This window comes from Rhodobacter sp. NSM (assembly GCF_052244495.1).
In the GTDB taxonomy this organism is placed as follows: Bacteria; Pseudomonadota; Alphaproteobacteria; order Rhodobacterales; family Rhodobacteraceae; genus Cereibacter_A.
The window spans coordinates 113,296-138,127 of the sequence record NZ_JBQPXH010000003.1; the positions used below are offsets into that span (position 1 = coordinate 113,296).

Below are 24,832 nucleotides of genomic sequence, written 5' to 3' on the forward strand. Positions count from 1 at the left end.
CCTTGTCAGGACGTGATCTTGGTTCCGGCGCCGGCGGCCCGTGCGAGGGCGACTGCATGGGCGGCAATGGCCGTATCCTGCGCACCCGTGCCGGTCAGGTCGCAGAGCGTGATCTCGTCGGCATTCCGTCGCCCCGGCGCGTGGCCCGCCACCACCGCGCCAAGCTCGGTGACCTCGGGCGCGACTCCGGCCGCGCGCGCGGCGCGCAGTTCCCCCAGCCGCTCGGCCTGGCTCTCGCGGTCGCAGACGTAGCGCGCACGGCCGAGGACGGCGGGCTCGATCTCGGTCTTGCCAGCCTGGTCCGAACCCATGGCGGTGATGTGAAGGCCGGGATGCAGCCAGTCCGCGCAGAGGATCGGCTCGCGCGCCGGGCTCGTGGTGACGACAAGCTGCGAGGCGCGCACGACCTCCTCGGCCGGGGCCACCCGTGCCTCTATCCCGAGAGTCGCGCCGATGTCGCGGGCGCAGGCCTCGGCCGCCGCAGGGGTGCGCCCCCAGACCAGCACGCGCCGGAAGGGCCGGACCAGATGCGCGGCCGCGATCTGCAGCCGGGCCTGCACGCCCGTCCCGAGGACGCCCGCCGTCTCGACCTCGGGCGCGAGATGCCGTGCGGCCACCGCCCCCGCAGCGGCGGTCCGCACGTCCGTCAGATAGCCGTTGTCCAGAAGCAGGGCTTCGACGAGGCCGGTCCGCGCCGAGAGCAGGATCATCAGCCCGTTGAGGCTGGGCAGGCCCATCTTCGGGTTGTCGAAGAACCCGGGGCTGACCTTGATCGCGAAGCCCTCGACCCCCGGAAGCCAGGCAGTCTTCACGTCCACCTCGCCATGCGCGTCCGGGATCTCCATCGACAGGATCGGCGGCAGGATCACCCGCCCCTCGCCGAGCGCCCGGAAGGCGCCCTCGACCACCTCCACCGCCGTCGGGTCGAGCGGCACCGAAGCGCGCAGCTGTGCTTCCGTGAGGATCAGGATCTCGTGCCCGCTCATTCCGCCTCCGCCTTCACCGTCACGTCGCCAAGCGTCACCTGCTCGCCACGGGCAAGCGCGAGCAGCTGCGCCATGTCGACGTTCTGCCCCGAGACGACGATCGCCGTCGGCCCCGACGGCGTCACCTTGCCCGCAAGGATCGCCGCGGCCCCGACCGCCGCGGCCCCCTCCGTCACCAGCCGCTCGCGCATGAGCATCCAGCGCATGCCAGTGGAGATTTCCTGTTCCGTCAGCAGCACCACCTCGTCCACGAGGTCGCGCACGAGGCGGAACGTGTGCAGGTTGCCGAGGCCGATCCCGCCGCCAAGCGAATCGGCGAGCGTGGAGAGCTCCTCGACATCGACCGGACGCCCCGCCGCGAGCGAGGCCGCCATGGCCGCCCCCCGCTCCATCGAGATCCCAACGATCCGGATGGCCGGCTTCAGCGTCCTGGCCGCAAGCGCCACCCCCGCGATCAGCCCGCCCCCCGAGAGCGGCACGAGCAGCGTCTCGATCTCGGGCCGTTCCACGAGCATCTCGAGCCCGATCGTGCCCTGACCCGCAATCACGGCGGGATGATCGAAGGGCGGAATGTCGGACAGTCCCTCCGCCGCGACCAGCCGGTCGGCTTCCGCCTGCGCCTCGTCCTGAGAAGCGCCTTTCCGGATCACCCGCGCGCCGAGCGCCTCGACCGCGGCGACCTTGCCGGCAGGGACGAGCGACGAGAGACAGACCGTCGCCGGAATTCCCATGCCGCGTGCCGCATGCGCGATCGCGCGGCCGTGGTTTCCGGTCGAGCAGCAGACGACGCCGCGCGCGGCCTCATCCGGCGACAGCGACGCCAGGGCATTCGTCGCGCCGCGAAGCTTGAAGGCTCCGGTCGGCTGGAGGGTCTCGAGCTTCATCCAGACGGGCACGCCGGTACGGTCCGACAGCGCGGGCGACGCGGCGAGAGGTGTGCGCACGACGCGCCCCGCAATGACCCGGGCGGCTTCAAGGACCGCCGAAAGATCCAGCGCATTGCCCATAATGTGCACAACCTCTGCCTTTCCGGAAGTTACCCGGTAGATATTGCAGAAGTCTTTGCCTCAAGTCCACTCTCGATGTATACAAGATGGACGGCAAACGGTCACGAGAAACCGATACTCCAGTTCATCGTCCAGACAGGGATGCGCATCATGTTCATTTTCTCCTCCCTTTCACGCCGCACGGTTCTTGCACTGGCAGGCCTGGCCCTCGGCTCGACCGCAGCCTTCGCGCAATCGACGCTCGACCGCATCAAGGAGCAGGGCTTCGTCCGCATCGGTTTCGCCAACGAGGCCCCTTTCGGCTATGCGACACCCGACGGAAAGCTCACCGGCGAGGCCCCTGAAGTGGCCAGGGCCGTCCTCGCCCGCATGGGCATCACCGAGGTCGACGGCGTCCTGACGGAGTTCGGCTCGCTGATCCCGGGCCTTCGGGCCGGACGGTTCGACATCATCGCCGCCGGCATGTTCATCAATCCGAAGCGCTGCGAGCAGATCGCCTTCTCCGAGCCATCCTATGGTATCGGCCAGGCCTTCCTCGTCAAGGCCGGCAACCCTCAGGGGCTGACCGACTATGCCTCGGTCGCGGCCAATCCTGACGTTAAGCTGGCCGTGATGGCGGGCGCGGCCGAAGGCGATTATGCCCGCACCGCAGGCGTGGCCGACGGGCAGATCGTCACCCTGCCCGATCAGGCGAGCCTGCTGGCTGCCGTCACCGCGGGACGGGCGGATGCAGCGGCGCTCTCGGCGCTCTCCATCGCCGACATGGCAACCAAGGCCGAGGGCGTCGAGGCCACCAAGCCTTTCGGCGAGGTCGACGGCGCCTCGGTCAAGGGTCATGGCGCCTTCGGCTTCCGCAAGGAGGACACGGCGCTCTACGAGGCCTTCAACACCGAGCTGAAGGCCTTCCTCGGCACCCCGGAGCACATCGCCCTGGTCGAGCCCTTCGGCTTCGGCGAGGACTACCTTCCGAACCTCACCATGGAGGAGCTCTGCACCGAATGACGCGGCTGGGCAGCGGTCCGCCGCGCGCCGGGCGGAGGCTCTGATGGGCATCCCGGGTCTCGCCACCCTGCTCCTGGCCGCACTGGCGACCCTCTTCTGGCTGTCGGGCCTCGAGGCCTACCGGCCTTTCGTGCCGGGACTGCTGGAAGGGGCGGCCGTGACCTTGCAGATCACGGCGCTGGGCTGCGGCCTCGCGGTGACGGCGGCCCTTGCGGCAGGGCTCGCACGGCTCTATGCGCCTGCGCCGCTCCGCTGGCTCGCCACGGTTTATGTCGAGCTCTTCCGCGGCACCTCGGCGCTGGTCCAGCTTTTCTGGCTCTATTTCGTCCTGCCGCAGTTCGGCGTGAACATCGAGGCGTTCACGGCGGCGGTCCTTGGCCTCGGGCTGAACATCGGCGCCTACGGGGCCGAGGTGGTGCGCGGCGCCGTGACCTCGGTGCCCCGTGGCCAGTGGGAGGCGGGGATCGCGCTCAACATGGGCCGGCCGCTCCTGCTGCACCGCATCGTGCTGCCGCAGGCGCTGGCCGCCATGGTCCCGCCCTGGGGCAACCTCTTCATCGAGCTTCTGAAGGCCACCTCGCTCGTCTCGCTTATCACGCTGGGCGACCTCACCTTCCGGGCGCAGCAGATGAACCAGACCACGATGAAGACGACCGAGATCTTCACGCTGGTCCTGCTGGGCTATCTCGTCCTCTCGCTCTCCATCACCATCGCCATGCGCCTGCTCGAGCGGCGCGCGGGCCGCGGGCTGGCGAGGCGCGCATGATCTGGGACTGGGCCTTCGCCTTCGAGATCCTGCCCCGGCTCGCCGCTGCCGCGGTGGTGACCGTTCAGGCGACCGTGCTGGGCTTTGCTTTGGCGGCCTCCCTCGGCCTCGTGCTCGCGGTGCTGCGGATCGCCCTGCCCGCGAGCGCCCTTCCGATCTCGGTCGTGGTGGAGTTGATCCGGTCCACGCCTCTGCTGATCCAGATCTTCTTTCTCTATTTCGTCGGGCCGAACTTCGGCGTGGTGCTCGACGCGATGACGGCAGGGACGCTCGCACTCGGCATCCACTACGCGGCCTATTGCTCCGAAGTTTATCGTGCGGGCTTCGAGAGCGTGCCGCGCGGTCAGTGGGAGGCGGCGGTGGCGCTGAACCTCTCGCGCCGCACGACGCTTCTTGACATCATCCTGCCGCAGGCCATCCCGCCCGTGGTGCCCGCGCTCGGCAATTACCTCGTGGCCCTCTTCAAGGAGACGCCGCTGCTTTCGGCCATCGCGGTGCTCGAACTGATGCAGACGGCGAAGATCATCGGATCGGAAACCTTCCGCTACACCGAGCCGATCACCCTCGTCGGCCTCTTCTTCCTCGCCATGAGCCTCGTCTCGGCGGCCCTCATCCGGCTGGTCGAGCGGCAGATCAACGGGAGATACCGCCGATGACCGAACCGATGGTGCGCTTCGAGCAGGTGACCAAGCGCTACGGTGCGCATGTGGTGCTGGACGGGCTCGACCTTTCGGTCGCGCGCGGCGAGAAGGTGGCGATCATCGGCCCGTCCGGATCGGGCAAGACCACCGTCCTCAGGATGCTGATGACGCTGGAGAGCATCGACGGGGGCGTGATCCGCGTCGAGGGCGAGCCCCTCACCCACATGGAGCGGGGCGGCCGGCTGGTTCCGGCCGACGGCGCGCATGTCCGGCGCGTGCGGGGCAAGATCGGAATGGTGTTCCAGTCCTTCAACCTCTTTCCGCACATGACCGCGATGGAGAACTGCATCGAGGCGCCGATCCGGGTGCTGGGCCTTCCCCGCACGGAGGCGCGCGAGCGGGCGGCGGGGCTGCTCGAGATGGTGGGGCTCGGCGCGCGGAAGGACTACTACCCCTCGCAGCTGTCCGGCGGGCAACAGCAGCGCGTGGCCATCGCGCGGGCCCTTGCCATGCGGCCAAAGGTCATGCTCTTCGACGAGGTGACATCCGCCCTCGATCCCGAGCTGGTGGGCGAGGTGCTGAACGTCATCCGCAGGCTCGGAGAGGAGCACGACCTGACCATGCTGATGGTCACGCACCAGATGGGCTTCGCCCGCGAATTCGCCGACCGGGTCTGCTTCTTCTCCGAGGGGCGCATCTGCGAGGAGGCCCCCGCCGAGGACTTCTTCCGCAACCCGCAGAACGAGCGGACGCAGGCCTTCCTGCGCGCCGTGCTGGAGGCCGGATGACGCTCGTGGAGGAGACGCGCCCCAAGACCATCGCGCGCGAGCGATTCGACACGATCTATCTCGCCCTGCGCGACCGGATCTGCCTGCTCGACTACGAGCCCGGCACCCGGCTGGGCGAGGAGGAACTCGCGCGTGAATTCGGCGTGTCGCGCACACCGCTGCGGCGGGTGCTGAGCCGGCTGGAGGCCGAGGGGCTGGTCGAGAGCCGCCACGGCGTCGGCACCTTCGTGACAACCGTCGATCTCGCGGGGCTGATCGAGACCTACAAGCTCCGGATGGAACTCGCGGTGCTGATCGGCCGGCTCGACCCGCTGCCGCGCAGCGCCGAGGATCTGGCCCGCCTCCGGGCGCTGCTGGAGGAAGGCGAGGACCTGCGCGCCCATCCCGACGCCCGCCGCTATGCGCGGCTCAACATGCTCTTCTTTCAGGAGATCGTGCTGATGATCGGCAACACGCCGCTGCGCGAGATCACCGAGCGGCTCTACTACCTGACCCACCGGATCTGGCTGACCTCGGTGCCGCGCCTCAACCTCTCCTGCGAGATCGAGGTGTTCAACCGCGAGATGGCCGACACGCTGGCGGCCCTCGAGATCGGCGACCTCGAGGCGGTGGGCCACATCCGCCGCAGCCACATCTCGATGAGCGTCCGCCGCATGAGCCAGTTCGCCCCGGAGACCGCATGAAGCCCTCGCCGATCAGCCCCACCGTCGATTTCGAGGCCGAGGGCGTGCAGCACGGCTTCCTCCGCCTGCCGCACAGCCGCGACGACGCCGCATGGGGCTCGATCATGATCCCGGTCACGGTGATCCGGAACGGCGAGGGGCCGACGGCGCTGCTGACGGGCGCCAATCACGGCGACGAATACGAGGGGCCGATCGCGCTCTTCGAACTGGCGCGAAGCCTCCGCCCCGAGGAGATCGCGGGCCGGGTCATCATCCTGCCCTCCATGAATCACCCGGCCTTCCTTGCAGGCACGCGAACCTCGCCCATCGACCGCGGCAACCTCAACCGCAGCTTCCCGGGCCGGCCTGACGGGACCATCACCGAGAAGATCGCCGACTATTTCCAGCGCACGCTGCTGCCGATGGCGGATGTGGTGCTCGACTTCCATTCGGGCGGGCGCACGCTTGATTTCCTGCCCTTCTGCGCCGCCCACGTCCTGCCCGCCAAGGAGCAGGAGGCGCGCGCCTTCGACCTTGTCCGTGCCTTCGGCGCCCCCTGGAGCGTGAAGATGCTCGAGATCGACGCGGCCGGCATGTATGACACCGCCGCCGAGGAGATGGGCAAGGTCTTCGTGACGACAGAGCTCGGCGGCGGCGGCACGGCCTCGGCCCGCACGATCCGCATCGCCGCCCGCGGTTGCCGCAATCTGCTCATCGCGGCGGGCATCCTGCAGGGCAAGCCGGAGCCGCAGGAGACGACCTGGCTCGACATGCCCGACGGCGACTGCTTCACCTTCGCCGAGGAAGCCGGCCTGATCGCCTTTCTCGCCGATCTCGGCGACGAGGTGGTTGCGGGCGAGCCGATCGCCCGGATCTATCCGACCGGGCGCACCGGGGTCGATCCGGTCGTGCTGCATGTCCGCCGCTCGGGCATCCTGACCGCGCGCCACTTCCCGGGCCTCGTGAAGCCCGGCGATTGCGTGGCGGTGGTGGCGGTGAAGGTCGAGGGCTGAGGAACGATCCGCCTTCGCCTCCCGTTTCCCCCGCGACCAGAGAGGGAGAGCGGGATGCAGGAGACGCCGGTTGTGGTGATCACGGGAGGAACGGCGGGTGTCGGGCGCGCGCTGGCCCGGTGCTATGCGCGGCGTGGATGGCGCGTCGCGGTGATGGCGCGGGGCGAGGCGGGACTCGCGGGCACCGCTGCGGACATTGCGCGCGGGGGCGGCGAGCCGATGACCCTCCGCGCTGACGTGTCGGAAGCGGCGGCGGTCTTCGCTGCGGCGGAGCGGGTGTCCGAGAGGTGGGGCCGCATCGACCTCTGGATCAACAATGCCATGGTCACCGTCTTCGGCCCGGCGGAGCGGATCTCGCCGGAGGAATACGCCCGCGTCACGCAGGTCACGTATCTGGGCACGGTGCATGGCACGCTGGCCGCGCTGCGCTACATGCGGCCCCGCGACCGTGGCACGATCCTGCAGATCGGCTCCGCCCTCGCCTATCGCTCCATACCGCTCCAGTCCGCCTATTGCGCCGCAAAGGCGGCAGCGCGGGGCTTCACCGACTCGCTCCGCTCCGAGCTTCTGCACGAGAAGAGCCGCATCCGCCTGACGATGGCGCAGCTTCCCGCCGTCGACACGCCCCAGTTCGACTGGGCGCGCACCCATGTCCGTGGCCGACCCCAGCCCGTGCCGCCCATCCACACCCCCGAGGCCGTCGCCGAAGAGGTAGCGGCCGCCGCCCGCAGCGCCCCGCGCGAGATCTGGATCGGCGGGCCCTCGATGCAGGCGATCCTCGGCACGATGGTGGCGCCGGGCCTCATGGACAGAATGATGGCGCGAAAGGCGTGGGAGAGCCAGATCGGGCGCGGCAGGGTCATGCAGGACAACCTGACGACGCCGGTCGAGCGGGACATGGGCGCGTCGGGCCGGTTCGGCGACCAGGCCTCCGACGCGGTGACGAGCCTTTCTGGCCCTGCCGTCCGGACCGGCGTCGCGGCAGGCGGGCTTCTGCTTGCCGGGGCCGCCCTGGCCGCGACCGCGGCCTGGGCACGGCAGCGGGAGCCATGACTTTTTCGCACTAGCTATGCATTTGACGCATGGCCGCCAGTCACATCAAAACCTGACCCCCGGATTGTGAAAACGGCCTCAGGCGACTACGAAAGTTACCGGCCAGTCGGGTTTTGCGCAATTTCCCGCCGGCGGATGGCTTTTTCAGGGAGGAGCGACCCATGCTAGACGGCGTCCACAACGACAGGATCCGGCACAACGGCCTTCGCGACCGGATCGTGAGCGCCGAAGACGCGGCCGCCCTGATCGAGGACGGCATGACCGTGGGCATGTCCGGCTTCACCCGCGCGGGCGAGGCCAAGGCCGTGCCGATGGCGCTTGCCGCCCGCGCCCGCCAACACCCGCTGAAGATCACGCTCATGACCGGCGCCTCGCTCGGCAACGATCTCGACAAGACGCTGGCCGAGGCCCATGTCCTCGCCCGCCGCATTCCCTTCCAGTCCGACCCGGCGCTGCGCAAGGCGATCAACCGCGGCGAGGTCATGTTCATCGACCAGCATCTGTCGGAAACTGTCGAGATGCTGCGCACCCGTCAGCTGCCGCGGGTGGACGTGGCCGTGGTCGAGGCGGTGGCCATCACCGAGAACGGCGGCATCGTGCCCACCACCTCGGTCGGCAACTCCGCCTCCTTCGCGATCCTCGCCGAGAAGGTGATCGTCGAGATCAACCTCAACCAGCCGGCCGAGCTCGAAGGGCTGCACGACATCTACATCCCCACCTACCGGCCGAACCGGATGCCGATTCCGGTGGTGACGCCCGAAAGCCGGGTCGGCCTGCCCTTCATCCCGATCCCGCCCGAAAAGATCGCGGCCATCGTCGTGACCGAGAAGCTCGACAGCTCGGCCACCATCCTCGATCCGGACGACGACACGCGAGCCATCGCGGGGCATCTCACCGAGTTCCTGCTGCACGAGGTGCGGGCGGGCCGGCTGGACCAGACGCTCCAGCCGCTGCAGGCCGGGATCGGCACCATCGCGAATGCGGTGCTGCACGGCTTCATCGACACGCCCTTCCACGACCTGAAGATGTATTCCGAGGTCCTGCAGGACTCGACCTTCGACCTCTTCGACGCAGGCAAGCTTCGCTTCGCGTCAGGCTCGTCGATCACGCTCTCGGCCGAGAAATACCAGCAGGTCCTCCCGCGTCTGGTCGAATACAAGCCGCGCCTCATCCTGCGCCCTCAGGAGATCTCGAACCACCCCGAGGTGGTGCGGCGGCTGGGCCTCATCTGCATCAACACGGCGCTCGAGTTCGACATCTACGGCAACGTCAACTCGACCCATGTGACCGGGACGCAGATGATGAACGGGATCGGCGGGTCGGGCGATTTCGCGCGCAACGCCTATCTCTCGGTCTTCGTGACGAAATCCGTCGCCAAGCACGGCGCGGTGTCCTCGGTCGTCCCCATGGTGAGCCATGTGGACCATACCGAACACGACGTGGATATCCTCGTGACCGAGGTGGGCCTCGCCGACCTGCGCGGCCTCGCCCCGCGCGAGCGCGCGGCGACGATCATCGCGAACTGCGTGCATCCCGACTACCAGCCGATGCTGCGCGACTACTTCGAGCGGGCCTGCCAGCGCGGCGGCCACACGCCGCATGTCCTCGAAGAGGCGCTTTCCTGGCATGTCCGGCTGGCTGAGACCGGGCGGATGATGTGATCCGCCCCGAAGGCGCCCGCGGTCAGGGCTGGCGCGAGTTGGCCTGACGCTGGCTCATGCGGCCCGAGATGAAGCTGGCGATGGCGGGGGCCGGCAACGGCCGCGAGAAATAGTAGCCCTGCGCCTCGTCCACGCCCTCGGCCATGGCGCAGTCGAGCTGCGCCTGCGTCTCCACCCCCTCGACGGTCGTGCGCATGTCGAGGCTGCGCCCGAGGCCCGCGACCGCCTTCAGGATCGCCAGCGCCTCGCGCGCGTCGGGCAGGTCGCGGATGAAGGACCGGTCCACCTTGATCTTGTCGAAGGGAAAGCTGCGCAGATAGCCGAGCGAGGAATAGCCGGTGCCGAAGTCATCCATCACGATCTTGACCCCCACCGCCCGCAGGTCCTGAAGCACGCCGATGTTGCGGTCCGTCGGATCGAGCAGGACGGATTCGGTGATCTCGAGCTGCAGACGCTCATGCGGGAGACCGGAGGCGCGCAACGCCGAGACCACCGCATCCACCAGCCCGCCGCCGTGGAACTGGAGCGGCGAGAGGTTGACCGCGACGGAGACGGTGTCGGGCCAGCGCGCGGCCTGTGCGCAGGCCTCGTGCAGAACCCATTCGCCCATCGCGCCGATCAGGCCCGCCTCTTCGGCGACCGGGATGAACTGATCGGGCGTGACCCAGCCCGCGCCCTTCCGATGCCAGCGCATCAGCGCCTCGCAGGCAGTCACCTGCCCGTCCCGAAGGCTGACGAGAGGCTGGTAGAAGACCGACAGTTCGCCGAGGCCGAGCGCGGCCCTGAGCGCGGCCTTCATCTTCTGCCGGCTCTGGAGATGGATGTCGGTCGCCTCGTCAAAGACCCGGAATGTGCCCCGGCCCGCCTGCTTGGCCGCATAGAGCGCCACGTCGGCGAAGCGCATGACTTCTTCCGAACTGTCGCTGATGTCCCGTGCAAAGGCGATCCCGACGCTTGCGCCCACTTCGGGAACCGAGCCCTCCATGTCGAAGGGCTTCGAGACGGCCGCGATCAGGCGCCGGGCCAGATCGCAGGCTTCCTGTTCGGACCGGACCGGCGTCTGGATCACGGCAAATTCGTCGCCGCCGAGCCGAGCCACGGTATCTGTGCTGCGCACCGACGTCCTGAGCCGGTCGGCTACCTGCCGGAGCACGGTGTCGCCGATCGGATGGCCGCGGGTGTCGTTGACCGCCTTGAACCCGTCGAGGTCGAGCATGTGGACGGCGACCGTCCGTCCCGGCGCGAGAGAGGCCACGGCCTCCTGGTAGCAGTCGCTGAAATAGTGGCGGTTCGGAAGGCCCGTCAGCATGTCATGGCGCGCCATGTGGAACATCTGGAGTTGCGCCATCACCCGGTCATCCTCGGCCTGGCGGCGGGCGCTGATGTCCACGCAGCAGCCGATGTAGCCGATGAAGGTCCCGTCTGCGAGGACCCGGGGCTGCCCCACGACGATCACCCAGCACCAGCTGCCGTCGCGGCGGCGCAGGCGGAACTCGGCCGTATAGGGCACACGCCGCCGCTTGGCATCTTCGCTGACCGCCAGGGTGGCATCCCTGTCTTCGGGATGGACGGCATCGATCCAGCCCTCGCCAAGCGCCTCTTCGATCGATTGCCCCGTCGCACAAAGCCAGCCGCGGCTGACGAAGACGTTGCGACCCTCCACGTCCGTAACCCAGATCATGACCGGAGCATCGTCCGCGAAGGCGCGGAAGCGCGCTTCGCTCTCCCGCAGGTGCTCCACCGACATGTGCCGGTCGTGAACGTCCTCGAGAATGCCGAACCAGCGTTCTACCCGGCCATCGTCATTGCGCCGCGCCACGACGCGGACGCGGAACCACCGGTAGCGGCCGTCGCGCATCTTGAGCCGGTGCTCGGCATCGAACGGACCGCCGGTGCGCACCGCCTGAGACCAGAGAAGCCCGAGATCCGCGCGGTCGTCGGGATGCATCGTGTTCCACCAGGCATCGACATGCGCGGTGGATGTCGGCAGCCCGGTCAGCTCGGCCAGACGGTCGGACACGTCCGAGAGCGTGCCGTCGGGCGCGAAACTGAACGGAACCACCGGATGCAGGTCGAGCAGCCCCCGGAGATGGTCTTCGCGCTCGCGCAGGACCCGCTCGGTCTCCCGCAGCTCGGTGATCTCGAAGAATGTCACGACGATATGTTCGCCCGCCGGCTTGCGGGACACGAGGAACCGGCGCGGCCCCCCGGGACCGGGAACCTCCTGCTCGGCCGTGACAGAGCCCGAGCGCATCGCCTCGGCATCGAAGGCGGCAAGCTGGCATGCCCGTGCGCCGGCCACCAGTTCGTGCTCGGCACGACCGCAGATGTCCGCGCGCTCGCACCCCAGAAGCTCGCAGGCCGCGCGATTCACGAAGATCACGCGCGACTGACCGTTCTTGATGAGAACCGGATGGGCGACGCCGTCGAAGAAAGCAATCCAGCATTCCTCGGCCACGCGATCGGTGGCTCCGGCGATCCGGTGGCGCAATTTCGGCATGTCCGTCATCTGCGGAACCCTACTCGTAACGAACGGGCGGAAGGTGCCGCGGCCCGGATCAGAAGATCATCATGCCGATCGCCACCCACAGGCAGGCGCCGCAGACCACCGCAGGGATGAGCCACCAGCCGGACGGCAGGCGATTCTCGGGATCGGCGATTTCGTCCGCCTCCGCGGGGGCGGTGGCGGCGAGGAAGGGGCGCGGGGCGCTGAAGGTAAAGCTGTCGCTCATGCTGATCTCTGAAATTGCGGTGGCGGCGGCTGGCTGTCCCGACCTTCGCCGACAATAGAACATCTGTGTGCTTCGGGCCCCGAGACAGGCGGATGGCCCGATACGACAATAAGTATGGAGACCCCTTCCAAGGCCTTAATGCATGTCAGGGTTGTTCGAATTTTTCGCAATATGATCCACCGCCGGAGGCACTCCCGGCTAAATCTTGCCAATCCGCGTCCGTTACCGTGCTGAAGCAGCCCAGACGGAGGATAGCCGTGACAGAAAGATTCGCCCCTGCACCCACCTTCGCCGAGACGGCTCTGCCCTGCGCCACCGCGCAGCGTCTGCTGGCGCTGATCGACGCGATCGGCGAATATGACAGCCGCCCGGCCTCGCACAGCCTGACCGGGCTTCTGCGGCTCGCCGCGGGCAGCCAGCCCACCCTCGCCGAACGCACCAGCCTGCAGATCGCGGGCCTGGTGGAACTCGACCACGGCCATCCGGTGATCACGGCCGAAGGGCTGGCGGTCCTCGCCTGCGAAACCGAGAGCCGGCCCGAGCCGGTCCTGCCGTTCTCGCACCCGATCGAACCAGCCGAAGGGCCGTCGCTGATCGCACGGCTGAAGATCGGCGCCTCGACCTACGAAATCGCAGGCTGGCCCGATAGCGACGCCCTCGCCTTCCGCACGGATCCTGCATCGCCCTGGCGCGAACTCGAGGCCGATCTCGCCGCAGGCTGGTCCGAGATCGCGGCCGAGATCCTGCAGCGCACGCGAAACGCGCTCGAGGAATACGTGCGGATGCACATGATCCGCCGCCGCGAGGACCAGGAGGTCGAGGGCGAGAGCGGCTTCGACCTCTACGGTCTCGGGTGGGAGGTGCGCGACCTCGGCAACGACATCCTTCTGCGCCTCGATGGCGAGGGCACCTGGCACCAGGTCAATGCCTCCGCCCTCTCTCACGTCGCCGGGATGCGCGAGCGCGCGGCGGCGGCGCTGGTTGCACAGGTCCGCGACCTGCGCGAGCGGATCGGGGATGACGTGCATGCCTGGGCCAAGCGCCTCGCCGCCGGCGCGCTGGTGGAGCCCGTCTGAGCGCCCTTGCGGAGCATCGGCAGGAGGTCCGGTATCCACCGACGTCCTGCCCATCCTGAGAAACGACGAGGCCAGGAGGCGTTCCCCTGCGCCTCCGCTGGCGAGACCGGACGCCGCTGGTGGCCCGCGGATGCAGTCCACCTGCACCGAGGCCGCCCGGCCCATGGCCTTCGCGGCCTCGCCGCGGCGGCCTGGACGGCCGGCGGTCAGTCCTCTCGCTGCAGGACGTTGATGAAGCCGCGCAGCCGCTCGATGGCCGCCTTCTTGATCTGGGACACCCGGCCCGTCGTCACCCCGAGGATCTCGGCCACCTCGTAGACGTTCATCTCCTCGACGAAGATCAACTGGAGCAGCAGCGCCTCGCGCTCCGGCATCTTCCCCAGCGCCTGACGCAGCAAGCCGCGCATCTGGTTCGCCTGCAGCCGGTCCTCGGCCGAGGGTTCGTTTCCCTGGAACAGAGACGACTGGTCGTCGTAGACCTCGTCGAGCGAGGCGGTCTGGCTTCCGGCGAACTGTGCGAGCCAATCTTGGTATTCGCTGACCGGAATGCCGAGTTCGGCCGCGACCTCGGGCGTCTCGGGCGCCCGAAGGAGCTGCCCCTCGAGCCGCTGGACGGCAGCCTTCACCTTCTGCTGCATCAGGATGGTCGTCCGGCAAAGCGCCGAGTTCGACCGCAGGAAATCCATGATCGATCCGCGGATCCGGATCGCGGCATAGGCTGCGAAGGTGACACCATCGCGCGGCTCGTAGCGGCGGCTCGCATCGACGAGGCCCATGTAGCCGATCTGGATCAGGTCGTCGATCTCGACCTTGCGGCCGATGCGGGCGTGGAGGTTCCACGCGATGCGGCGCACCAGATCCATATGGGCGCGCACCAGTCGATCAGGCGTCTGCGCCTGCTCGGCATATCCTCGCGAGTGGATCATGGCTGCTCCTCCTCCTGCGCGTCCCAGTCTTCTGCCCAGAGGCCCAGCCGGTCGCGATCCACGCGCCGCAGCGCATCCACCACACCGCCTCCGCCGCTCTCCCAGCCGAGCCGCAGGCCGCTGTCCGCCAGCGCCGCCAGTTCCGCCTCCTCGGGCGTCCAGAGGTCCGTCCGGGTCAGGCAGAGCAGGCTGCCGGCCGGGGCCTGCGCCCAGCGTCGCGCGGCACGCGGCGCAAGGCCCGAGGGCAGCGCCAGCACCACCTGCGCCCCGGCCTCCATCAGCGCCTCGAGACGCTCGGGCGAGGCATCGGGACGGCAGGAAAGCTCCACGATCTCCGGCCGGGCGGGATCGGCCTCGGGCAGAAGCGCCCGGTCCAGATCGGCGAGCGGCGGCCGCTCCATCGGAATCGCCAGAAGGCGCGTCCAGTGGCGCAGCCGCGCATCCACGCCTTCGCTGCCAAGCCGCGGCGCGAGGATCACCGGCAGGGTCTCGGGGCGCTCTTCCATCATCAGGGCGGCGAAGCGCAGGGCGAGCATGGTCTTGCCCGCTCCCGCCGGGCCGGCAATGACGAGGCGGGGCGGCAGCGCCGCGGGCACAGGCGTCAGCAGCCGCGCCGCCAGTTCCCCAAGTCCCGGCCGATCCCGGCCGGGTGTCCGGGGCGGCTGGGCCGCACGGTCGGCCACGAGCGCCGGCCCGTCTCCCTGACGCTGGCGCGCCTCGAGCATCTCGCCGAAGGTGACCACCCGCGGCTCGGCCCTCAGCGCCGGGGCACTGCCCTCGGCGGCCAGGACCGACAGCGATGAAAGGGTCAGGCGCCGGTTCGGCGCATCGGCCGGTGCCGCCTCCTCCGGCGGACTCTCCTCGCGCAGAGGGCGCGGGCTGGCGGCCGGCAGGTCTCGCGCGGCCCGGATCTCGATCAGGCCGTCGCGATGGGTGGTTGACAGGATGTAGGCCTCGGGGCCGAGGCGCCGCAGCACCTCGTCCATCGCCTGCTGGCTGTCGGGCGCACGCACGGTCAGGATGCCCATCGCTTACCTCCCCGCCCCTTGCGGCAGCGCGGGCGCGCCGCCCACCGTGCCCAGCACCTCGACCCGGCGCGCCTCGGGAAGCTCGCCCATGCCGATGACCACCGCATCCGGCAGGTGCGGCCGCACGAAGGCCGCGAAGGCCCGCCGCAGCGGCTGCGCCACGATCACCACCGCCTGCCTGCCCTGCGCCGAGGCCGTCTCGAGCCGTTCGGAGAGCGCGGTCAGGAGCGACTGCGCAAGACCATTGTCCACCAGCAGCATCTCGTCTCCCTGCCGGCGCGAGCGCAGGAGGAGCTGTTCGAGATCGGGCTCGAGCGTGATCAGCGGCAGCGGCTGGCTGACCGAGCCCATCTGCTGCAGGAGGAGCGGCACGAGCGCCGGACGCAGGGCCTCGGCCATGTCGGCGGGCCCGAGGTTGCGCCCCGAAAGCTCGGCCAGCCCCTCGAGGATGCGCCGCATGTCCGAGACCGGGATGCGGTCGGCAAGAAGCGCCTTGAGCACGGCCGTCAGGACGTGAAGCGGAACGAGCTTCGGCACCACCGACTGAACGAGGGTAGGCGCCGTGCGGGCGAGGTTGTCCACCAGCCCCTGCACGTCGTCCTGCCCGATCAGCTGCGCCGCATGCTTGACGAGGATCTGGCTGAGATGGGTGGCGATGACGGATTCCGGCTCGACCACGACATGATCGTCGGCCTCGGCCTCGGCCACCTGATGCGGCAGGATCCAGGTCGCGTCGAGGCCGAAGCTCGGATCCTTGACCGAGATCCCGTTCAGCTTGCGCCGCGACGCTCCGCCCGGAAGCGCCAGCTTGCGGTCGGGGTAGACCGTGTCCTCGGCGAGGATCGCCTGTCCCACCCGGATCCGGTACTGGTTCGGCGCGAGGGCCAGGTCGTCGCGGATCCGGACCCCGGGCACGACGAAGCCGAGCGCCTTCGACACGTCGCGCCGGATCGCCGTGATACGCGCGACGAGCGCGCCGCCGTTGTCGCCGGCAAGCGGGATGAGGCCGTAGCCGATCTGCAGCGAGACCGGGGCGTAATCGGTCACTTCCTCGGCGGTGATGGCCTCGGGACCCGGCGCGGAGGCGCCCTCGGCCGCGGGCTGGCCGCCGGCCGCTCCCGGCGCCGCGGCGCCCCCTTCGGTCTGGCCATCGCGGCCGAGCGTCGCCCAGGCCATGGCCGCGGCCGCGCAGCCGCCCAGCAGGAAGAGAAGGTTCGGCATGCCGGGCGTCAGCCCGAGGATCAGCATGACGGCCGCGACCGGCACCCAGGCGCGGCCGATGCCCATCTGCTTGCCGATCAGCACGCTCATGTCGGTGGTCGAGGAGACGCGCGTGACGATGATGGCGGTCGCGATCGACAGCAACAGCGAGGGGATCTGCGCCACGAGACCGTCGCCGATCGAGAGCAGCACGTAGGTCTCGGCCGCCTGCATCACGCCCAGCCCGTGCTGGAGCGTGCCGATCACGATGCCGCCCACGATGTTGATGATGAGGATCAGGATCCCCGCCATGGCATCGCCCTTGACGAATTTCGAGGCCCCGTCCATGGCGCCGTAGAAATCCGCCTCGGCCGCCACATCCGCGCGGCGCTCGCGCGCCTCGTCCGGGGTGACGAGGCCCGCGTTCAGGTCCGCGTCGATGGCCATCTGCTTGCCGGGCATCGCGTCGAGCGTGAACCGGGCGGACACCTCGGAGACCCGCCCCGCACCCTTGGTGATGACAACGAGGTTGATGATGACGAGGATGGCGAAGACGAAGGCGCCGACGACGAAGTTGCCGCCGATGACAAACGATCCGAAGGCCTCGATCACCTTGCCCGCCGCGTCGTTCCCGGTGTGGCCGTAGCTCAGCACGATCCGTGTCGAGGCGACGTTGAGCGCGAGGCGCAGGACCGTGGCCACCAGCAGGATGCTGGGAAAGCTCGAGAAATCGAGCGGACGGAACGTGTGCAGCGCCACCATGAGGATCAGGAGAGAGAGGAGGATGTTGCCCACGAAGAAGACGTCGAGCAGCACCACCGGCAGCGGCAGCACCATCATCGCGACGACGGCGAGGATCCCCATCGGCAGCGTCATGCCGCCGAGCCGCGAGCCCCAACCCTGCGAAGCCGAGAGGGCGCTCATGCGCGATGCTCGGGGGCGCTGAAGTGGAACATGGCAGATCACTCGCTCGATCGTTTCTGGTCCTCCCGCTGCAAGGGCCGTGCCAGCGGCGCGCAGGGATGTCTTGCCGAACCTGACCAGGCGCCGGCGCCCGCGCCGATCGTCACCGCCCGGCTGTCGGGTTGCCCCTCCGCGTGGAGAACAACGGGCCGGCCCCTCCGGCGTGGCCGAATGTTCCGATGGGCGGGGAGAGCCGGGCCGAGCTCGTCCGGAGAGCCGATGCCGGTCAGAGGCGAAGCGACAGCCGCACCCGCCCGGGCCCGAGGATTGTCTTGCGCCGTCACCTCCGGAGCCGGACCCACCGATATTCGGAAAGCCAGCGCCGATCTGTCCGCTTTGTACGGCTCAGTCATCCGGCGTCGATCCGCCGTCCGCCGCTGGCACGCGGCTTGCACCCCGCTTGCCGGATGTTCTGCCATGGAGGCTGCCAATGACACTCCGCCTGCGTCCCGGCCGCCTTGCAGGCCTGGCCCTTCCGCTGCTCGTCGCCTGCACCCCCGGTCCCCGTGCCGTGGACGCACTGCCGAAGGACGCGGGGCCACGCACGTCCCAGCTGGCGCAGATGAAGGATGCCAACGACGCGCTGGATGCCCAGGCGGCGCGCCGTGCCGCCGCCCCCGCCGCCGTGCCGGCCCGGCCGCTGGTCACCGGCATCGGCTTCTCGCAGGTCGCGAGCCAGCCGGGGCACACGCTGAACCAGCGCCGGCTGATGGCGATGCGCGCAGCCCGGCTCGACGCGATGCGCGACCTGGCCGAACAGGTGCATGGCCTGCGGCTCGACGCGCGGACCACGGTGCGGGATGCGGCGGCGGTGAACGACCAGATCGCGGGCGTCGTCTCGGGCACGATCCGCGGCGCCCGCCTCCTGCGCGTGACGCCCAAGGGCGAGGACAGCTACGAGGTCGAGATCGCGCTCGACGCGGATGCGGTTGGCTACATCGTGAAGGCGGCACGGCAGCGGTGAGACGGTTCCTCCTGATCCTTGCGCTTCTCCTTGCGCCTGCCTCCGCCATGGCGGAGGGGACCGCGATCCGCGTCGAGGCCGTGGGTTACGGCACCGCCACCGGCCCCGGCGATCGGGATGCCGCGCGCCGTCGCGCGGTGGCCGATGCGCTTCTGGCCGCCGCCCTCGCGGGCGGGGCCGATGTCTCGGGCCACACGGCCACGAGCCTCGGCGTGGTGACCTCGGACGTGGCCATCGTGCGCACTGTCGGGCGCATCATCGAGCACCGCATCCTGTCCGAGGATTTCTCCGGGCAGGTCTGGCGGGTGCGGATCGAGGCGCTGGTGGGGGAAGGCCCCGGCGCGCTCTGCCCCGTCCGGACGCTCGTCGTCACCGCCTACGCTCCGCGCGTCGAGGTCGACCCTCACGCACCGGCCTGGTCGGGCGAACTTGCGGCGACGATCGCCAAGCGCCTCGTCCAGCGGCTCGCCCGGCACCCGGCCGTCTCGCTCGCGGGCGTGACGGACCGCCCGCTGCCGCGCGCCTCGCGGACGGGCGAGGCCTTCGACTACGAGGTGCTGACGCGCGGCTCCGTCCGTCTTCCGGGGAACGGCCACGGCTTCGCGCCGGTCATCCGCCTCACCCGCACCGCGGGGCCCCGGCTCGATCTCGAACTCGAGCTGAGGCTCGTGTCGGGCGACGGAACCTCCGCGCTCCAGCATTACATCCGCCGCGTGCCCCTGCCGCGTCCCTCCGTGCTGGGGAACCTCTCCGTGCTCGCCCAGCCGCAGCGCGAGGCGCTGGCCGCCGCGCTTCTCGAAGGCGCGGACCGGGCACTCGATGCGCTCTTCGACCGGGCCGGATGCGAACCTGTCTCGGCCCGTCTCACGCCCGTGCGCGGGGGCCTTCTGGAAGTGCCGGTCGGGCGCGCGAACGGGCTGACGCAGGGCAGCCTCGCCTTCACCGCGGATACGGGCTCGACCCAGATCCTCGAGGTGGTGGAGCTTCGCAACGGCTCGGCCCGGCTCCGGCCGCTCGACCCGACACTTGCCGCCCCCCATTTCGCCGGGCGTCGCGTGCAATTCGTGGAGACCGGCCGGTGAGGGTGCCGCTTCTCGTCGCGCTCGTGCTGACGGCCACGCCGGCCGCCGCCCTGCCCGAGGGCCTGAACGGTAAGGAAACTGCGGCCATCGTGGCCACCGCGATGCGGGAGGCCGGTGTGCCCGGCACACCGCCGGTGCCTATCCGGTCCCTTCCGCCCTGCTCTCACAGGCCGCATGTCGCGGCGCTGAACGGAAGCTGGTCCGTGGCCGAACTCCGCTGCGATGCGCCCGCCTGGAAGCGGGCCCTCCGGACGACGGCGCCCGCGGTCCAGGCCTCCCGCACGGCGGGACGGGACGCCGGGCAGGAGACGGACGTCACCCTCGCCCGCCCGCTTGCCCGCGGCACCGTGCTCGCCGCCTCCGACATCGTGGCGCCGGACGAGCCAAGCCTCGCGGACCGGGAGTGGCGCAGCGCAGTCATCGGCCGCCGCCTGAAGGTGGCGCTCGGCCCCGGCCAGCCCGTCCTGCCGCGCCATCTCGAGCCCGATTGGCTCGTCACGCGCGGCGGTCCCGTCGCCGTTCGGGTGGCGGTCGGCAATATCGAAGTGCTGGCCCCCGGCGAGGCGCTGGCCGATGCCGGGCTCGGCGATCTCGTGGAGGTACGCAACCTGTCCAGCGGCGCGATCCTGCGCGCCACCGTCACCGCGCGAAATATGGCCGAAGTCCGGCCTAACATGCGCTGAAATGCAGTCGTTACGAGAGGCATGAAGGAGGGTCACATGGTCGAATCCGTCGTCCCCACATCCGGCCCGAGCCGTCTCGAACGCCTCAAGGACACCCAGACCAGGGTGGATCGAACATTTGCGGGGACCGTTGCGGGCTCCGCGAAGGCAACAGGTGAAACGGTCGACCTCAGCGCCGCTTCTCTGGCAACGCCGGAGGAGCTGCGTGCGGGGCCGCCCGTGGACCTGGAAATGGTGCAGAAGATCAAGGACGCAATCGCCGACGGGAAGTATCCCATCGACCTCGAGCGCATCACAGATGCGCTTTTCGCCGACTACCTCGATCTGAAGCTCTGAGACCTCGAAAACCGGAGCATCGTCTCGCATGAGCCCCCTTCTCGTCCTGTCCCTCGCGCTGCCGGCCATGGCAGCAGCCACGGTCGCCCTCCTGATGCTGCGCCGGCGGCGTGCCGCGGCTCCGGCCGTGGCAGCACCGCCTCCGCTGGAAGATCAGCTTGCCGCGCTCGAGCAGCGGATCTCGGACAGGCTGCACGACATGGACTGGCGCCACGCCACGGTGCTCGACCGCATCAGCGCGACCACCGACAGCCTGCAGTCGGACATCGACTGGCTCACCGGCGAACGGATGATCGAGCAGGCGATCTCGCTCGCCCGGCGGGGCGAGGAACCTTCGGCCATCGCCGCGGAAGTCGGGCTGGATCTCGAGGAAGCCAAGGCCATCGCGCGGCTTCGGCGGCACTGACGCCCGCTGCCGGTCCGGGGGGCCTGGTCCCGCCGCACCGGCATTCCTGATCCTCGGCAGGTCGTGCCGCTCGGGCGGTTAGCGCGAGGATCGCCCTTCTCCCTCCCATACCTTCACTCCGCTGGCGCGCGGCGCCGTGCCCAAGCCCGGGCGAAAGAGGCACCTCGCCTTCTCAGCCCGCCGCCGCACAGGCCACGGCCGGCCGGCTGGCTGATCGGCACCAGTCGGCGAAGGCGGCCAGCGCACCATCCTGCACACCGAAGCGATCCTTCTCCGGCACCTGCGCCAGCGCGGCATCACGCGCGGCGAGGGCCTCGGGCAGCCCGAGGGCTGCGGCGATCGCGAGCCATTCGTAGGCCCGCTTCGGATCCGGTTCCGGACGCAGCTGGAGTATCACCCGTGCAAGGCCGAACATGGCCCTGGCCTCGCCATCGGCCACACGCTGGCCGAGGTCCGCCTCGAGTCGCGAGGCGAGCCCGTCCAGCACATCCGGCGGCAGGAGCGACTGGAGCCGGGCCGAAAGCTCCTCGGCCCGCGACAGCCCCTCGAGCTTCGCCCGCCAGGCCCAGTAGAGAGCCTCGCGCGGGTTCTGCGGCAGGCCGGCGCCCTCGGCATAGATGAGCGCGAGGTTGAACTGCGCCTCGGCCTCTCCCGCCTCGGCCAGTTCCTTGAAGAGCACCGCCGCGCGTCCCGGGTCACCCTGCCGGAACGCAGCCACTGCGGCGTCGAAGGGATCGGCCAGAGCGCCGGTGCCCGCGGCAACCAGAGTGAAGAGCAGCGCCGCCCGCCTCATTTTCCTGCCATCATGACAAGTTGCAGGTAGAGCATGCGCTGCTTGGGGCGCAGCGGCCCCGTCTGCTCGTAGACGACAAGGCGCGGACGCGCGGTGCCCTCGGTCTCGAAGGCAATGCTGATCGTGTCGGGAAGGAACACACCATAGGCAGCCAGCGTCGCGACCGGGTCGTCGGCGAAGCGGTCGCGGAAGATCGGGTCGATCCAGATCCGCGCCAGCGCACGGCCGAGGATGTCGGGGAGGTAGCGTTCGACCTGCGCACGGTTCTTCAGCCGCGTCTCGGTGCGGACAAGATCGAATGCCTCGGCATCGTCGCCCTCGCGCTCCGGCCGCGGAGCGCCGGGGATCCGCCTGGCCAGCGGAGCAAGAACCTGCGGCAGGTTCAGTCTCATCCTTCTCCCCTTCCGGATCGGCGCGCCCGCCGCGGGAAGGCGGGCGTTGTCGTATCCTGCAACGGCGCGCCTGCGCGTTTTCTTAGTCGCCAGACCCCAACTTCCGCAGGGGGTCCCCCTCCTTCGGGCGGGATGTGGAAGACCCCGCCCCGCGCTAGGATGCGCGCGAGCTTCGGAGAGGCCATGTCCCGTACCGCCGCATCCCGCCCCCCCTCGACCGCCGCAGCCTTCGCCCTCGGGGCCGCAGGCTCGCTGGCCCTGTTCGCGCTCGGCCTCGGCATGACACTCGACCGTCCGGGGACACAGAGCATCAGCGAGGCGGAGGACAGCGCCACGGAGGGTCCTCGGCAACCCGTGGGCTCCCTCACCTACCTGCCCCTGCCCGAGCCCATCAACGCCACGATCCGTGGCAATAACCGCCAGCTGACCCTGGAACTCGCCTTCGCCGTCGAAGGACAGCGCATGGACCTCCTCTCCATGGCGGACATGCTCCGCAAGGACGTACCGCTTCTCATGGTCGAACTCGCGCAGGCGGTCCTCGTCTGCGACGAAAGCCAGCCGACGCTGGAGGCCTTCCGCCGGGCGCTGCCGGAGCATCTGCGGACGGTCGTCAACGAGCGCTACGCGACCGCGGATCTGCCCGATCCTGTCTTCGAGGTGATGGTGACCTTCTTCGCGGTGAACTGAACGGCACGAAGCTTGCAGGCTCCCCCTGCCGCCAACCGAGGGAGACCGCGATGCAGACCCAACCCGCCGCCCGCGCAGCCGAAGACGCCCGCCCTGCAGCCGACCTCGGCCTCGAGGGGCTGATGATCGAGACGGTCTTCTTCGACCGCCACGGCGCGGAAGCGCGCCGTATGAGCCGGCCGCTCGGCGCCCTTGTCGCGCCCTTCCTCCGCCGCCCGCCAGCGTCCCACGCTGCAGGCGCGGCCGGGCACCCCTGACGCGCCACAAGTAGGACCGGCTGCCGTGAGGCATCGGCATTGCTAGCAACAGGCTGCCCGAACGAAATCGGCGCCAGGACTCCCGGCGCCGTATCGTCCTGTGCGTTCCGCTTTCCCGCCCTCGCGCGTCAGTAGCGCCGGCGACCGTCGCTGTAGGCCAGCCGCAAACGTTCGGTCTGCCGCGCTCCGGCCTCCTGCCGTGCGCGCTGCTTCAGCAGCCAGCTCTGCGCGTCGCGCACCGCATCCAGCGCCTCGACAAGGGCCGCGAGCACCTGTCCGCGCGCAATACCCGGCCGTCCGGGTTCACCCAGCCGTGCCGCAATCGCCCTGAGTTCCGCATCACGGGCAATGAGCGCCGCCGCGTCGTCGCGGTCCATCGCGTCGCGCAGCGCGCCCGCAGCCGCCACCAGCCCAAGGCAGAGCGCGCCCGCATCCTCGGGCAGGCCGGTCGCCTGGGCGGGCGCAGCCGTCATCACGACCGTCCCCCGGCGGGCGCGATCTGTTCCCAGGCACCGAGGATCGACGCAATGTGATCCGCAGCCACCGAAAGCTGCGGCGCGGCCTCGCGGCTGAAGGCACCCGCCACCTGGATCCGGCAGAACTCGTAGACCTGGAAGAGGTTGTCGGCGACCTCGCCGCCCTTCTCGAAGTCGAGGCTGCTCTGGAGGATGTAGATCGCGGTGAAGGCGCGGTTCAGGTGCTGGTCGGGATAGGAGCCGCCGACCTCGGCCGCCGCGGCCAGCGCGCGCAGCGAGCGTTCCAGCTCGCGCAGGGTGACCAGGATGATCTGGTGCGGATCCTCGACGGCCTGGAAGTCCACGGTCTCGGCACGCCGGTAACGGGCCCGCGCATCGGCGAAAGTCATCCTCTGTCTCCTTCCGGGTAGCGGCTGGTTCACAGAGATAAACGGCTGGCAGGGAACGCTTTTTAGGAGAAGTGCGGGGGAAAGTTTCGCGGGCGGCGGGTAAAATCGGTGCCCGCCGCGCCGTCTCACGCGGCCCGGTCGAAGAGCGGCGCGACCACGGTGCAGGACGCCGCGGCCGGCTTCGCCGGACGGCGGAACAGGGCGCGGACGGGCGTCTCGACGCCGGACCGGGCCGCTGCGGCGATGTGCTGCTCGCGGCGCAGACGGCGGAGCTCGGCGAAGATGCTGCGGCAATCCGCGGACGAAGCGCCCCGGTCGATGCGCAGGTCGTGCTCGGGCGCCGTGATCGCGCCCCGGCTCCAGTCGAGCAGGATCACGATGAGGCGCGGGTTGTCGAGTTTCATGCGCGCGACCTGCTGCCATTCGGCGGCTTCGGTCCCGCCCACGGCCGGCCAGGAGACGACCACCGCATCCGGTCGCCGGCTTGCCGGCATCCGGCGGCCGTCGAGCGCCACGGCCTCGATCGCGGCTCCCATCGAGCGGAGGATGCCGCCGAGGGCCGAGCCGGCCGTATCCCCCATCAGCCCCACGCGCAGCCCGGTGAGCAGCTGGGCCTGCTCGAGCGTCGGCATGGCGGAACGGAGCACGACCACGGCTTCTTCAAGCGCCCGGATACCCGAGGCGGCGAGCGGAAGAGCGGTGCCTTTGGTCTCGCTGGCGCAGAACATGATCAAGCCCTTTCTAGCTGGGGATGAAGGAAATTTGCCTGACCGGCCCCCACCGATCAAGTTCGGGAGGCCGGTCGATACGGATGCCCCCGCAGACCTTTCTTTGGGGACGAGGGGTTACATCCGTTGGTGTGG

At 69.7% G+C, this 24,832-nt stretch carries 28 protein-coding genes; 16 read left to right on the plus strand and 12 right to left on the minus strand.

The window, feature by feature from the left end; all coding sequences use genetic code 11:
- Window positions 1-5: 5 nt before the first annotated feature.
- Together ACTVZP_RS07615 and eutB are read right to left on the minus strand one after the other, a co-directional pair.
- Window positions 6-986 carry a cyclodeaminase gene (locus ACTVZP_RS07615; protein ID WP_443211544.1) on the minus strand — a complete coding sequence of 327 codons (981 nt, stop codon included), beginning with the start codon at window positions 984-986 and terminating at the stop codon, window positions 6-8.
- Window positions 983-1,993: a hydroxyectoine utilization dehydratase EutB gene (gene eutB, locus ACTVZP_RS07620; protein WP_443211545.1), complete on the minus strand. Its 1,011-nt coding sequence runs from the start codon at window positions 1,991-1,993 to the stop codon at window positions 983-985. The genes ACTVZP_RS07615 and eutB overlap by 4 nt, the downstream gene beginning before the upstream one ends.
- A 150-nt stretch (window positions 1,994-2,143) precedes the next feature.
- Here eutB and ehuB point away from each other — a divergent pair, with 150 nt between their 5' ends.
- The 8 genes from ehuB to ACTVZP_RS07660 all read left to right on the plus strand — a co-directional run bounded on the left by ehuB (window position 2,144) and on the right by ACTVZP_RS07660 (window position 9,579).
- Window positions 2,144-2,995 carry an ectoine/hydroxyectoine ABC transporter substrate-binding protein EhuB gene (ehuB, locus tag ACTVZP_RS07625; protein ID WP_443211546.1) on the plus strand — a complete coding sequence of 284 codons (852 nt, stop codon included), beginning with the start codon at window positions 2,144-2,146 and terminating at the stop codon, window positions 2,993-2,995.
- A 43-nt stretch (window positions 2,996-3,038) separates the two neighbouring features.
- Window positions 3,039-3,761 (plus strand): ectoine/hydroxyectoine ABC transporter permease subunit EhuC, encoded by a 723-nt coding sequence (gene ehuC / locus ACTVZP_RS07630; RefSeq protein ID WP_443211547.1) that lies wholly within the window; start codon window positions 3,039-3,041, stop codon window positions 3,759-3,761.
- Complete coding sequence (ehuD, locus tag ACTVZP_RS07635) at window positions 3,758-4,417, plus strand: ectoine/hydroxyectoine ABC transporter permease subunit EhuD (RefSeq protein ID WP_443211548.1); 660 nt, start codon at window positions 3,758-3,760, stop codon at window positions 4,415-4,417. Before ehuC ends, ehuD begins: the two co-directional genes overlap by 4 nt.
- The gene (gene ehuA / locus ACTVZP_RS07640; RefSeq protein WP_443211549.1) at window positions 4,414-5,190 is read left to right on the plus strand and encodes an ectoine/hydroxyectoine ABC transporter ATP-binding protein EhuA; all 777 of its coding nucleotides are present in this window, start codon (window positions 4,414-4,416) and stop codon (window positions 5,188-5,190) included. The genes ehuD and ehuA overlap by 4 nt, the downstream gene beginning before the upstream one ends.
- The gene (locus ACTVZP_RS07645; RefSeq protein ID WP_443211550.1) at window positions 5,187-5,873 is read left to right on the plus strand and encodes a GntR family transcriptional regulator; all 687 of its coding nucleotides are present in this window, start codon (window positions 5,187-5,189) and stop codon (window positions 5,871-5,873) included. Before ehuA ends, ACTVZP_RS07645 begins: the two co-directional genes overlap by 4 nt.
- On the plus strand, window positions 5,870-6,865 hold the full coding sequence (gene doeB, locus ACTVZP_RS07650) for a N(2)-acetyl-L-2,4-diaminobutanoate deacetylase DoeB (RefSeq protein WP_443211551.1): 996 nt from the start codon (window positions 5,870-5,872) through the stop codon (window positions 6,863-6,865). The genes ACTVZP_RS07645 and doeB overlap by 4 nt, the downstream gene beginning before the upstream one ends.
- Window positions 6,866-6,919: 54 nt before the next feature.
- The gene (locus ACTVZP_RS07655) at window positions 6,920-7,918 is read left to right on the plus strand and encodes an SDR family oxidoreductase (protein WP_443211552.1); all 999 of its coding nucleotides are present in this window, start codon (window positions 6,920-6,922) and stop codon (window positions 7,916-7,918) included.
- Window positions 7,919-8,079: 161 nt separating this feature from the next.
- Window positions 8,080-9,579: an acetyl-CoA hydrolase/transferase family protein gene (locus ACTVZP_RS07660; protein WP_443211553.1), complete on the plus strand. Its 1,500-nt coding sequence runs from the start codon at window positions 8,080-8,082 to the stop codon at window positions 9,577-9,579.
- Window positions 9,580-9,601: 22 nt separating this feature from the next.
- Here the strand turns inward: ACTVZP_RS07660 and ACTVZP_RS07665 are convergent, their stop codons facing one another.
- On the minus strand, window positions 9,602-12,088 hold the full coding sequence (locus ACTVZP_RS07665) for a sensor domain-containing protein (RefSeq protein ID WP_443211554.1): 2,487 nt from the start codon (window positions 12,086-12,088) through the stop codon (window positions 9,602-9,604).
- A gap of 49 nt (window positions 12,089-12,137) precedes the next feature.
- Window positions 12,138-12,311: a hypothetical protein gene (locus ACTVZP_RS07670; RefSeq protein ID WP_443211555.1), complete on the minus strand. Its 174-nt coding sequence runs from the start codon at window positions 12,309-12,311 to the stop codon at window positions 12,138-12,140.
- A gap of 257 nt (window positions 12,312-12,568) precedes the next feature.
- On the opposite strand from ACTVZP_RS07670, the gene ACTVZP_RS07675 reads away from it, so the two are divergent.
- The gene (locus ACTVZP_RS07675) at window positions 12,569-13,387 is read left to right on the plus strand and encodes a hypothetical protein (RefSeq protein WP_443211556.1); all 819 of its coding nucleotides are present in this window, start codon (window positions 12,569-12,571) and stop codon (window positions 13,385-13,387) included.
- Between the two features lie 206 nt (window positions 13,388-13,593).
- On the opposite strand, the gene ACTVZP_RS07680 is transcribed toward ACTVZP_RS07675, so the two are convergent.
- The 3 genes from ACTVZP_RS07680 to flhA are packed head-to-tail and all read right to left on the minus strand — an operon-like array spanning window position 13,594 to window position 17,465.
- On the minus strand, window positions 13,594-14,313 hold the full coding sequence (locus ACTVZP_RS07680) for a sigma-70 family RNA polymerase sigma factor (protein WP_443211557.1): 720 nt from the start codon (window positions 14,311-14,313) through the stop codon (window positions 13,594-13,596).
- Window positions 14,310-15,341: a hypothetical protein gene (locus tag ACTVZP_RS07685; protein WP_443211558.1), complete on the minus strand. Its 1,032-nt coding sequence runs from the start codon at window positions 15,339-15,341 to the stop codon at window positions 14,310-14,312. The genes ACTVZP_RS07680 and ACTVZP_RS07685 overlap by 4 nt, the downstream gene beginning before the upstream one ends.
- Window positions 15,342-15,344: 3 nt before the next feature.
- Window positions 15,345-17,465: a flagellar biosynthesis protein FlhA gene (gene flhA / locus ACTVZP_RS07690; protein WP_443211559.1), complete on the minus strand. Its 2,121-nt coding sequence runs from the start codon at window positions 17,463-17,465 to the stop codon at window positions 15,345-15,347.
- 469 nt (window positions 17,466-17,934) lie between these two features.
- On the opposite strand from flhA, the gene flgP reads away from it, so the two are divergent.
- The 5 genes from flgP to ACTVZP_RS07715 are packed head-to-tail and all read left to right on the plus strand — an operon-like array spanning window position 17,935 to window position 20,975.
- Entirely contained in the window at window positions 17,935-18,468 is a 534-nt protein-coding gene (flgP, locus tag ACTVZP_RS07695) for a flagellar assembly lipoprotein FlgP (protein WP_443211560.1), read from the plus strand.
- Complete coding sequence (locus tag ACTVZP_RS07700; protein WP_443211561.1) at window positions 18,465-19,550, plus strand: flagellar assembly protein T N-terminal domain-containing protein; 1,086 nt, start codon at window positions 18,465-18,467, stop codon at window positions 19,548-19,550. Before flgP ends, ACTVZP_RS07700 begins: the two co-directional genes overlap by 4 nt.
- Window positions 19,547-20,233: a flagellar basal body P-ring formation chaperone FlgA gene (flgA, locus tag ACTVZP_RS07705; RefSeq protein WP_443211562.1), complete on the plus strand. Its 687-nt coding sequence runs from the start codon at window positions 19,547-19,549 to the stop codon at window positions 20,231-20,233. Before ACTVZP_RS07700 ends, flgA begins: the two co-directional genes overlap by 4 nt.
- A 36-nt stretch (window positions 20,234-20,269) precedes the next feature.
- Window positions 20,270-20,569 carry a flagellar biosynthesis anti-sigma factor FlgM gene (gene flgM, locus ACTVZP_RS07710; RefSeq protein WP_443211563.1) on the plus strand — a complete coding sequence of 100 codons (300 nt, stop codon included), beginning with the start codon at window positions 20,270-20,272 and terminating at the stop codon, window positions 20,567-20,569.
- Window positions 20,570-20,597: 28 nt separating this feature from the next.
- The gene (locus tag ACTVZP_RS07715; protein ID WP_443211564.1) at window positions 20,598-20,975 is read left to right on the plus strand and encodes a hypothetical protein; all 378 of its coding nucleotides are present in this window, start codon (window positions 20,598-20,600) and stop codon (window positions 20,973-20,975) included.
- A gap of 172 nt (window positions 20,976-21,147) precedes the next feature.
- Here the strand turns inward: ACTVZP_RS07715 and ACTVZP_RS07720 are convergent, their stop codons facing one another.
- Window positions 21,148-21,768 (minus strand): sel1 repeat family protein, encoded by a 621-nt coding sequence (locus ACTVZP_RS07720; RefSeq protein WP_443211565.1) that lies wholly within the window; start codon window positions 21,766-21,768, stop codon window positions 21,148-21,150.
- Complete coding sequence (locus tag ACTVZP_RS07725; protein ID WP_443211566.1) at window positions 21,765-22,160, minus strand: hypothetical protein; 396 nt, start codon at window positions 22,158-22,160, stop codon at window positions 21,765-21,767. The genes ACTVZP_RS07720 and ACTVZP_RS07725 overlap by 4 nt, the downstream gene beginning before the upstream one ends.
- Before the next feature lie 183 nt (window positions 22,161-22,343).
- Here ACTVZP_RS07725 and ACTVZP_RS07730 point away from each other — a divergent pair, with 183 nt between their 5' ends.
- Both ACTVZP_RS07730 and ACTVZP_RS07735 read left to right on the plus strand, forming a co-directional pair.
- The gene (locus ACTVZP_RS07730; protein ID WP_443211567.1) at window positions 22,344-22,847 is read left to right on the plus strand and encodes a hypothetical protein; all 504 of its coding nucleotides are present in this window, start codon (window positions 22,344-22,346) and stop codon (window positions 22,845-22,847) included.
- A 50-nt stretch (window positions 22,848-22,897) separates the two neighbouring features.
- Entirely contained in the window at window positions 22,898-23,104 is a 207-nt protein-coding gene (locus ACTVZP_RS07735; RefSeq protein ID WP_443211569.1) for a hypothetical protein, read from the plus strand.
- Window positions 23,105-23,232: 128 nt separating this feature from the next.
- Here ACTVZP_RS07735 and ACTVZP_RS07740 read toward each other — a convergent pair whose 3' ends face one another.
- The 3 genes from ACTVZP_RS07740 to ACTVZP_RS07750 form a co-directional block, all read right to left on the minus strand.
- Complete coding sequence (locus ACTVZP_RS07740; protein ID WP_443211570.1) at window positions 23,233-23,577, minus strand: hypothetical protein; 345 nt, start codon at window positions 23,575-23,577, stop codon at window positions 23,233-23,235.
- Window positions 23,577-23,969, minus strand: a complete 393-nt coding sequence (locus ACTVZP_RS07745; protein ID WP_443211571.1) for a flagellar export chaperone FliS — start codon at window positions 23,967-23,969, stop codon at window positions 23,577-23,579. Before ACTVZP_RS07745 ends, ACTVZP_RS07740 begins: the two co-directional genes overlap by 1 nt.
- A gap of 125 nt (window positions 23,970-24,094) precedes the next feature.
- Window positions 24,095-24,697 carry a hypothetical protein gene (locus tag ACTVZP_RS07750; protein ID WP_443211572.1) on the minus strand — a complete coding sequence of 201 codons (603 nt, stop codon included), beginning with the start codon at window positions 24,695-24,697 and terminating at the stop codon, window positions 24,095-24,097.
- Between the last annotated feature and the right edge of the window lie 135 nt (window positions 24,698-24,832).

Bases quoted from the DNA above. Each gene is read 5' to 3' on its own strand.
- ACTVZP_RS07615 (WP_443211544.1), bottom strand. From the start codon at position 986: ATGAGCGGGCACGAGATCCTGATCCTCACGGAAGCACAGCTGCGCGCT.
- eutB (WP_443211545.1), bottom strand. From the start codon at position 1,993: ATGGGCAATGCGCTGGATCTTTCGGCGGTCCTTGAAGCCGCCCGGGTC.
- ehuB (WP_443211546.1), top strand. From the start codon at position 2,144: ATGTTCATTTTCTCCTCCCTTTCACGCCGCACGGTTCTTGCACTGGCA.
- ehuC (WP_443211547.1), top strand. From the start codon at position 3,039: ATGGGCATCCCGGGTCTCGCCACCCTGCTCCTGGCCGCACTGGCGACC.
- ehuD (WP_443211548.1), top strand. From the start codon at position 3,758: ATGATCTGGGACTGGGCCTTCGCCTTCGAGATCCTGCCCCGGCTCGCC.
- ehuA (WP_443211549.1), top strand. From the start codon at position 4,414: ATGACCGAACCGATGGTGCGCTTCGAGCAGGTGACCAAGCGCTACGGT.
- ACTVZP_RS07645 (WP_443211550.1), top strand. From the start codon at position 5,187: ATGACGCTCGTGGAGGAGACGCGCCCCAAGACCATCGCGCGCGAGCGA.
- doeB (WP_443211551.1), top strand. From the start codon at position 5,870: ATGAAGCCCTCGCCGATCAGCCCCACCGTCGATTTCGAGGCCGAGGGC.
- ACTVZP_RS07655 (WP_443211552.1), top strand. From the start codon at position 6,920: ATGCAGGAGACGCCGGTTGTGGTGATCACGGGAGGAACGGCGGGTGTC.
- ACTVZP_RS07660 (WP_443211553.1), top strand. From the start codon at position 8,080: ATGCTAGACGGCGTCCACAACGACAGGATCCGGCACAACGGCCTTCGC.
- ACTVZP_RS07665 (WP_443211554.1), bottom strand. From the start codon at position 12,088: ATGACGGACATGCCGAAATTGCGCCACCGGATCGCCGGAGCCACCGAT.
- ACTVZP_RS07670 (WP_443211555.1), bottom strand. From the start codon at position 12,311: ATGAGCGACAGCTTTACCTTCAGCGCCCCGCGCCCCTTCCTCGCCGCC.
- ACTVZP_RS07680 (WP_443211557.1), bottom strand. From the start codon at position 14,313: ATGATCCACTCGCGAGGATATGCCGAGCAGGCGCAGACGCCTGATCGA.
- ACTVZP_RS07685 (WP_443211558.1), bottom strand. From the start codon at position 15,341: ATGGGCATCCTGACCGTGCGTGCGCCCGACAGCCAGCAGGCGATGGAC.
- flhA (WP_443211559.1), bottom strand. From the start codon at position 17,465: ATGAGCGCCCTCTCGGCTTCGCAGGGTTGGGGCTCGCGGCTCGGCGGC.
- flgP (WP_443211560.1), top strand. From the start codon at position 17,935: ATGACACTCCGCCTGCGTCCCGGCCGCCTTGCAGGCCTGGCCCTTCCG.
- flgM (WP_443211563.1), top strand. From the start codon at position 20,270: ATGGTCGAATCCGTCGTCCCCACATCCGGCCCGAGCCGTCTCGAACGC.
- ACTVZP_RS07715 (WP_443211564.1), top strand. From the start codon at position 20,598: ATGAGCCCCCTTCTCGTCCTGTCCCTCGCGCTGCCGGCCATGGCAGCA.
- ACTVZP_RS07720 (WP_443211565.1), bottom strand. From the start codon at position 21,768: ATGAGGCGGGCGGCGCTGCTCTTCACTCTGGTTGCCGCGGGCACCGGC.
- ACTVZP_RS07725 (WP_443211566.1), bottom strand. From the start codon at position 22,160: ATGAGACTGAACCTGCCGCAGGTTCTTGCTCCGCTGGCCAGGCGGATC.
- ACTVZP_RS07730 (WP_443211567.1), top strand. From the start codon at position 22,344: ATGTCCCGTACCGCCGCATCCCGCCCCCCCTCGACCGCCGCAGCCTTC.
- ACTVZP_RS07735 (WP_443211569.1), top strand. From the start codon at position 22,898: ATGCAGACCCAACCCGCCGCCCGCGCAGCCGAAGACGCCCGCCCTGCA.
- ACTVZP_RS07740 (WP_443211570.1), bottom strand. From the start codon at position 23,577: ATGACGGCTGCGCCCGCCCAGGCGACCGGCCTGCCCGAGGATGCGGGC.
- ACTVZP_RS07745 (WP_443211571.1), bottom strand. From the start codon at position 23,969: ATGACTTTCGCCGATGCGCGGGCCCGTTACCGGCGTGCCGAGACCGTG.
- ACTVZP_RS07750 (WP_443211572.1), bottom strand. From the start codon at position 24,697: ATGTTCTGCGCCAGCGAGACCAAAGGCACCGCTCTTCCGCTCGCCGCC.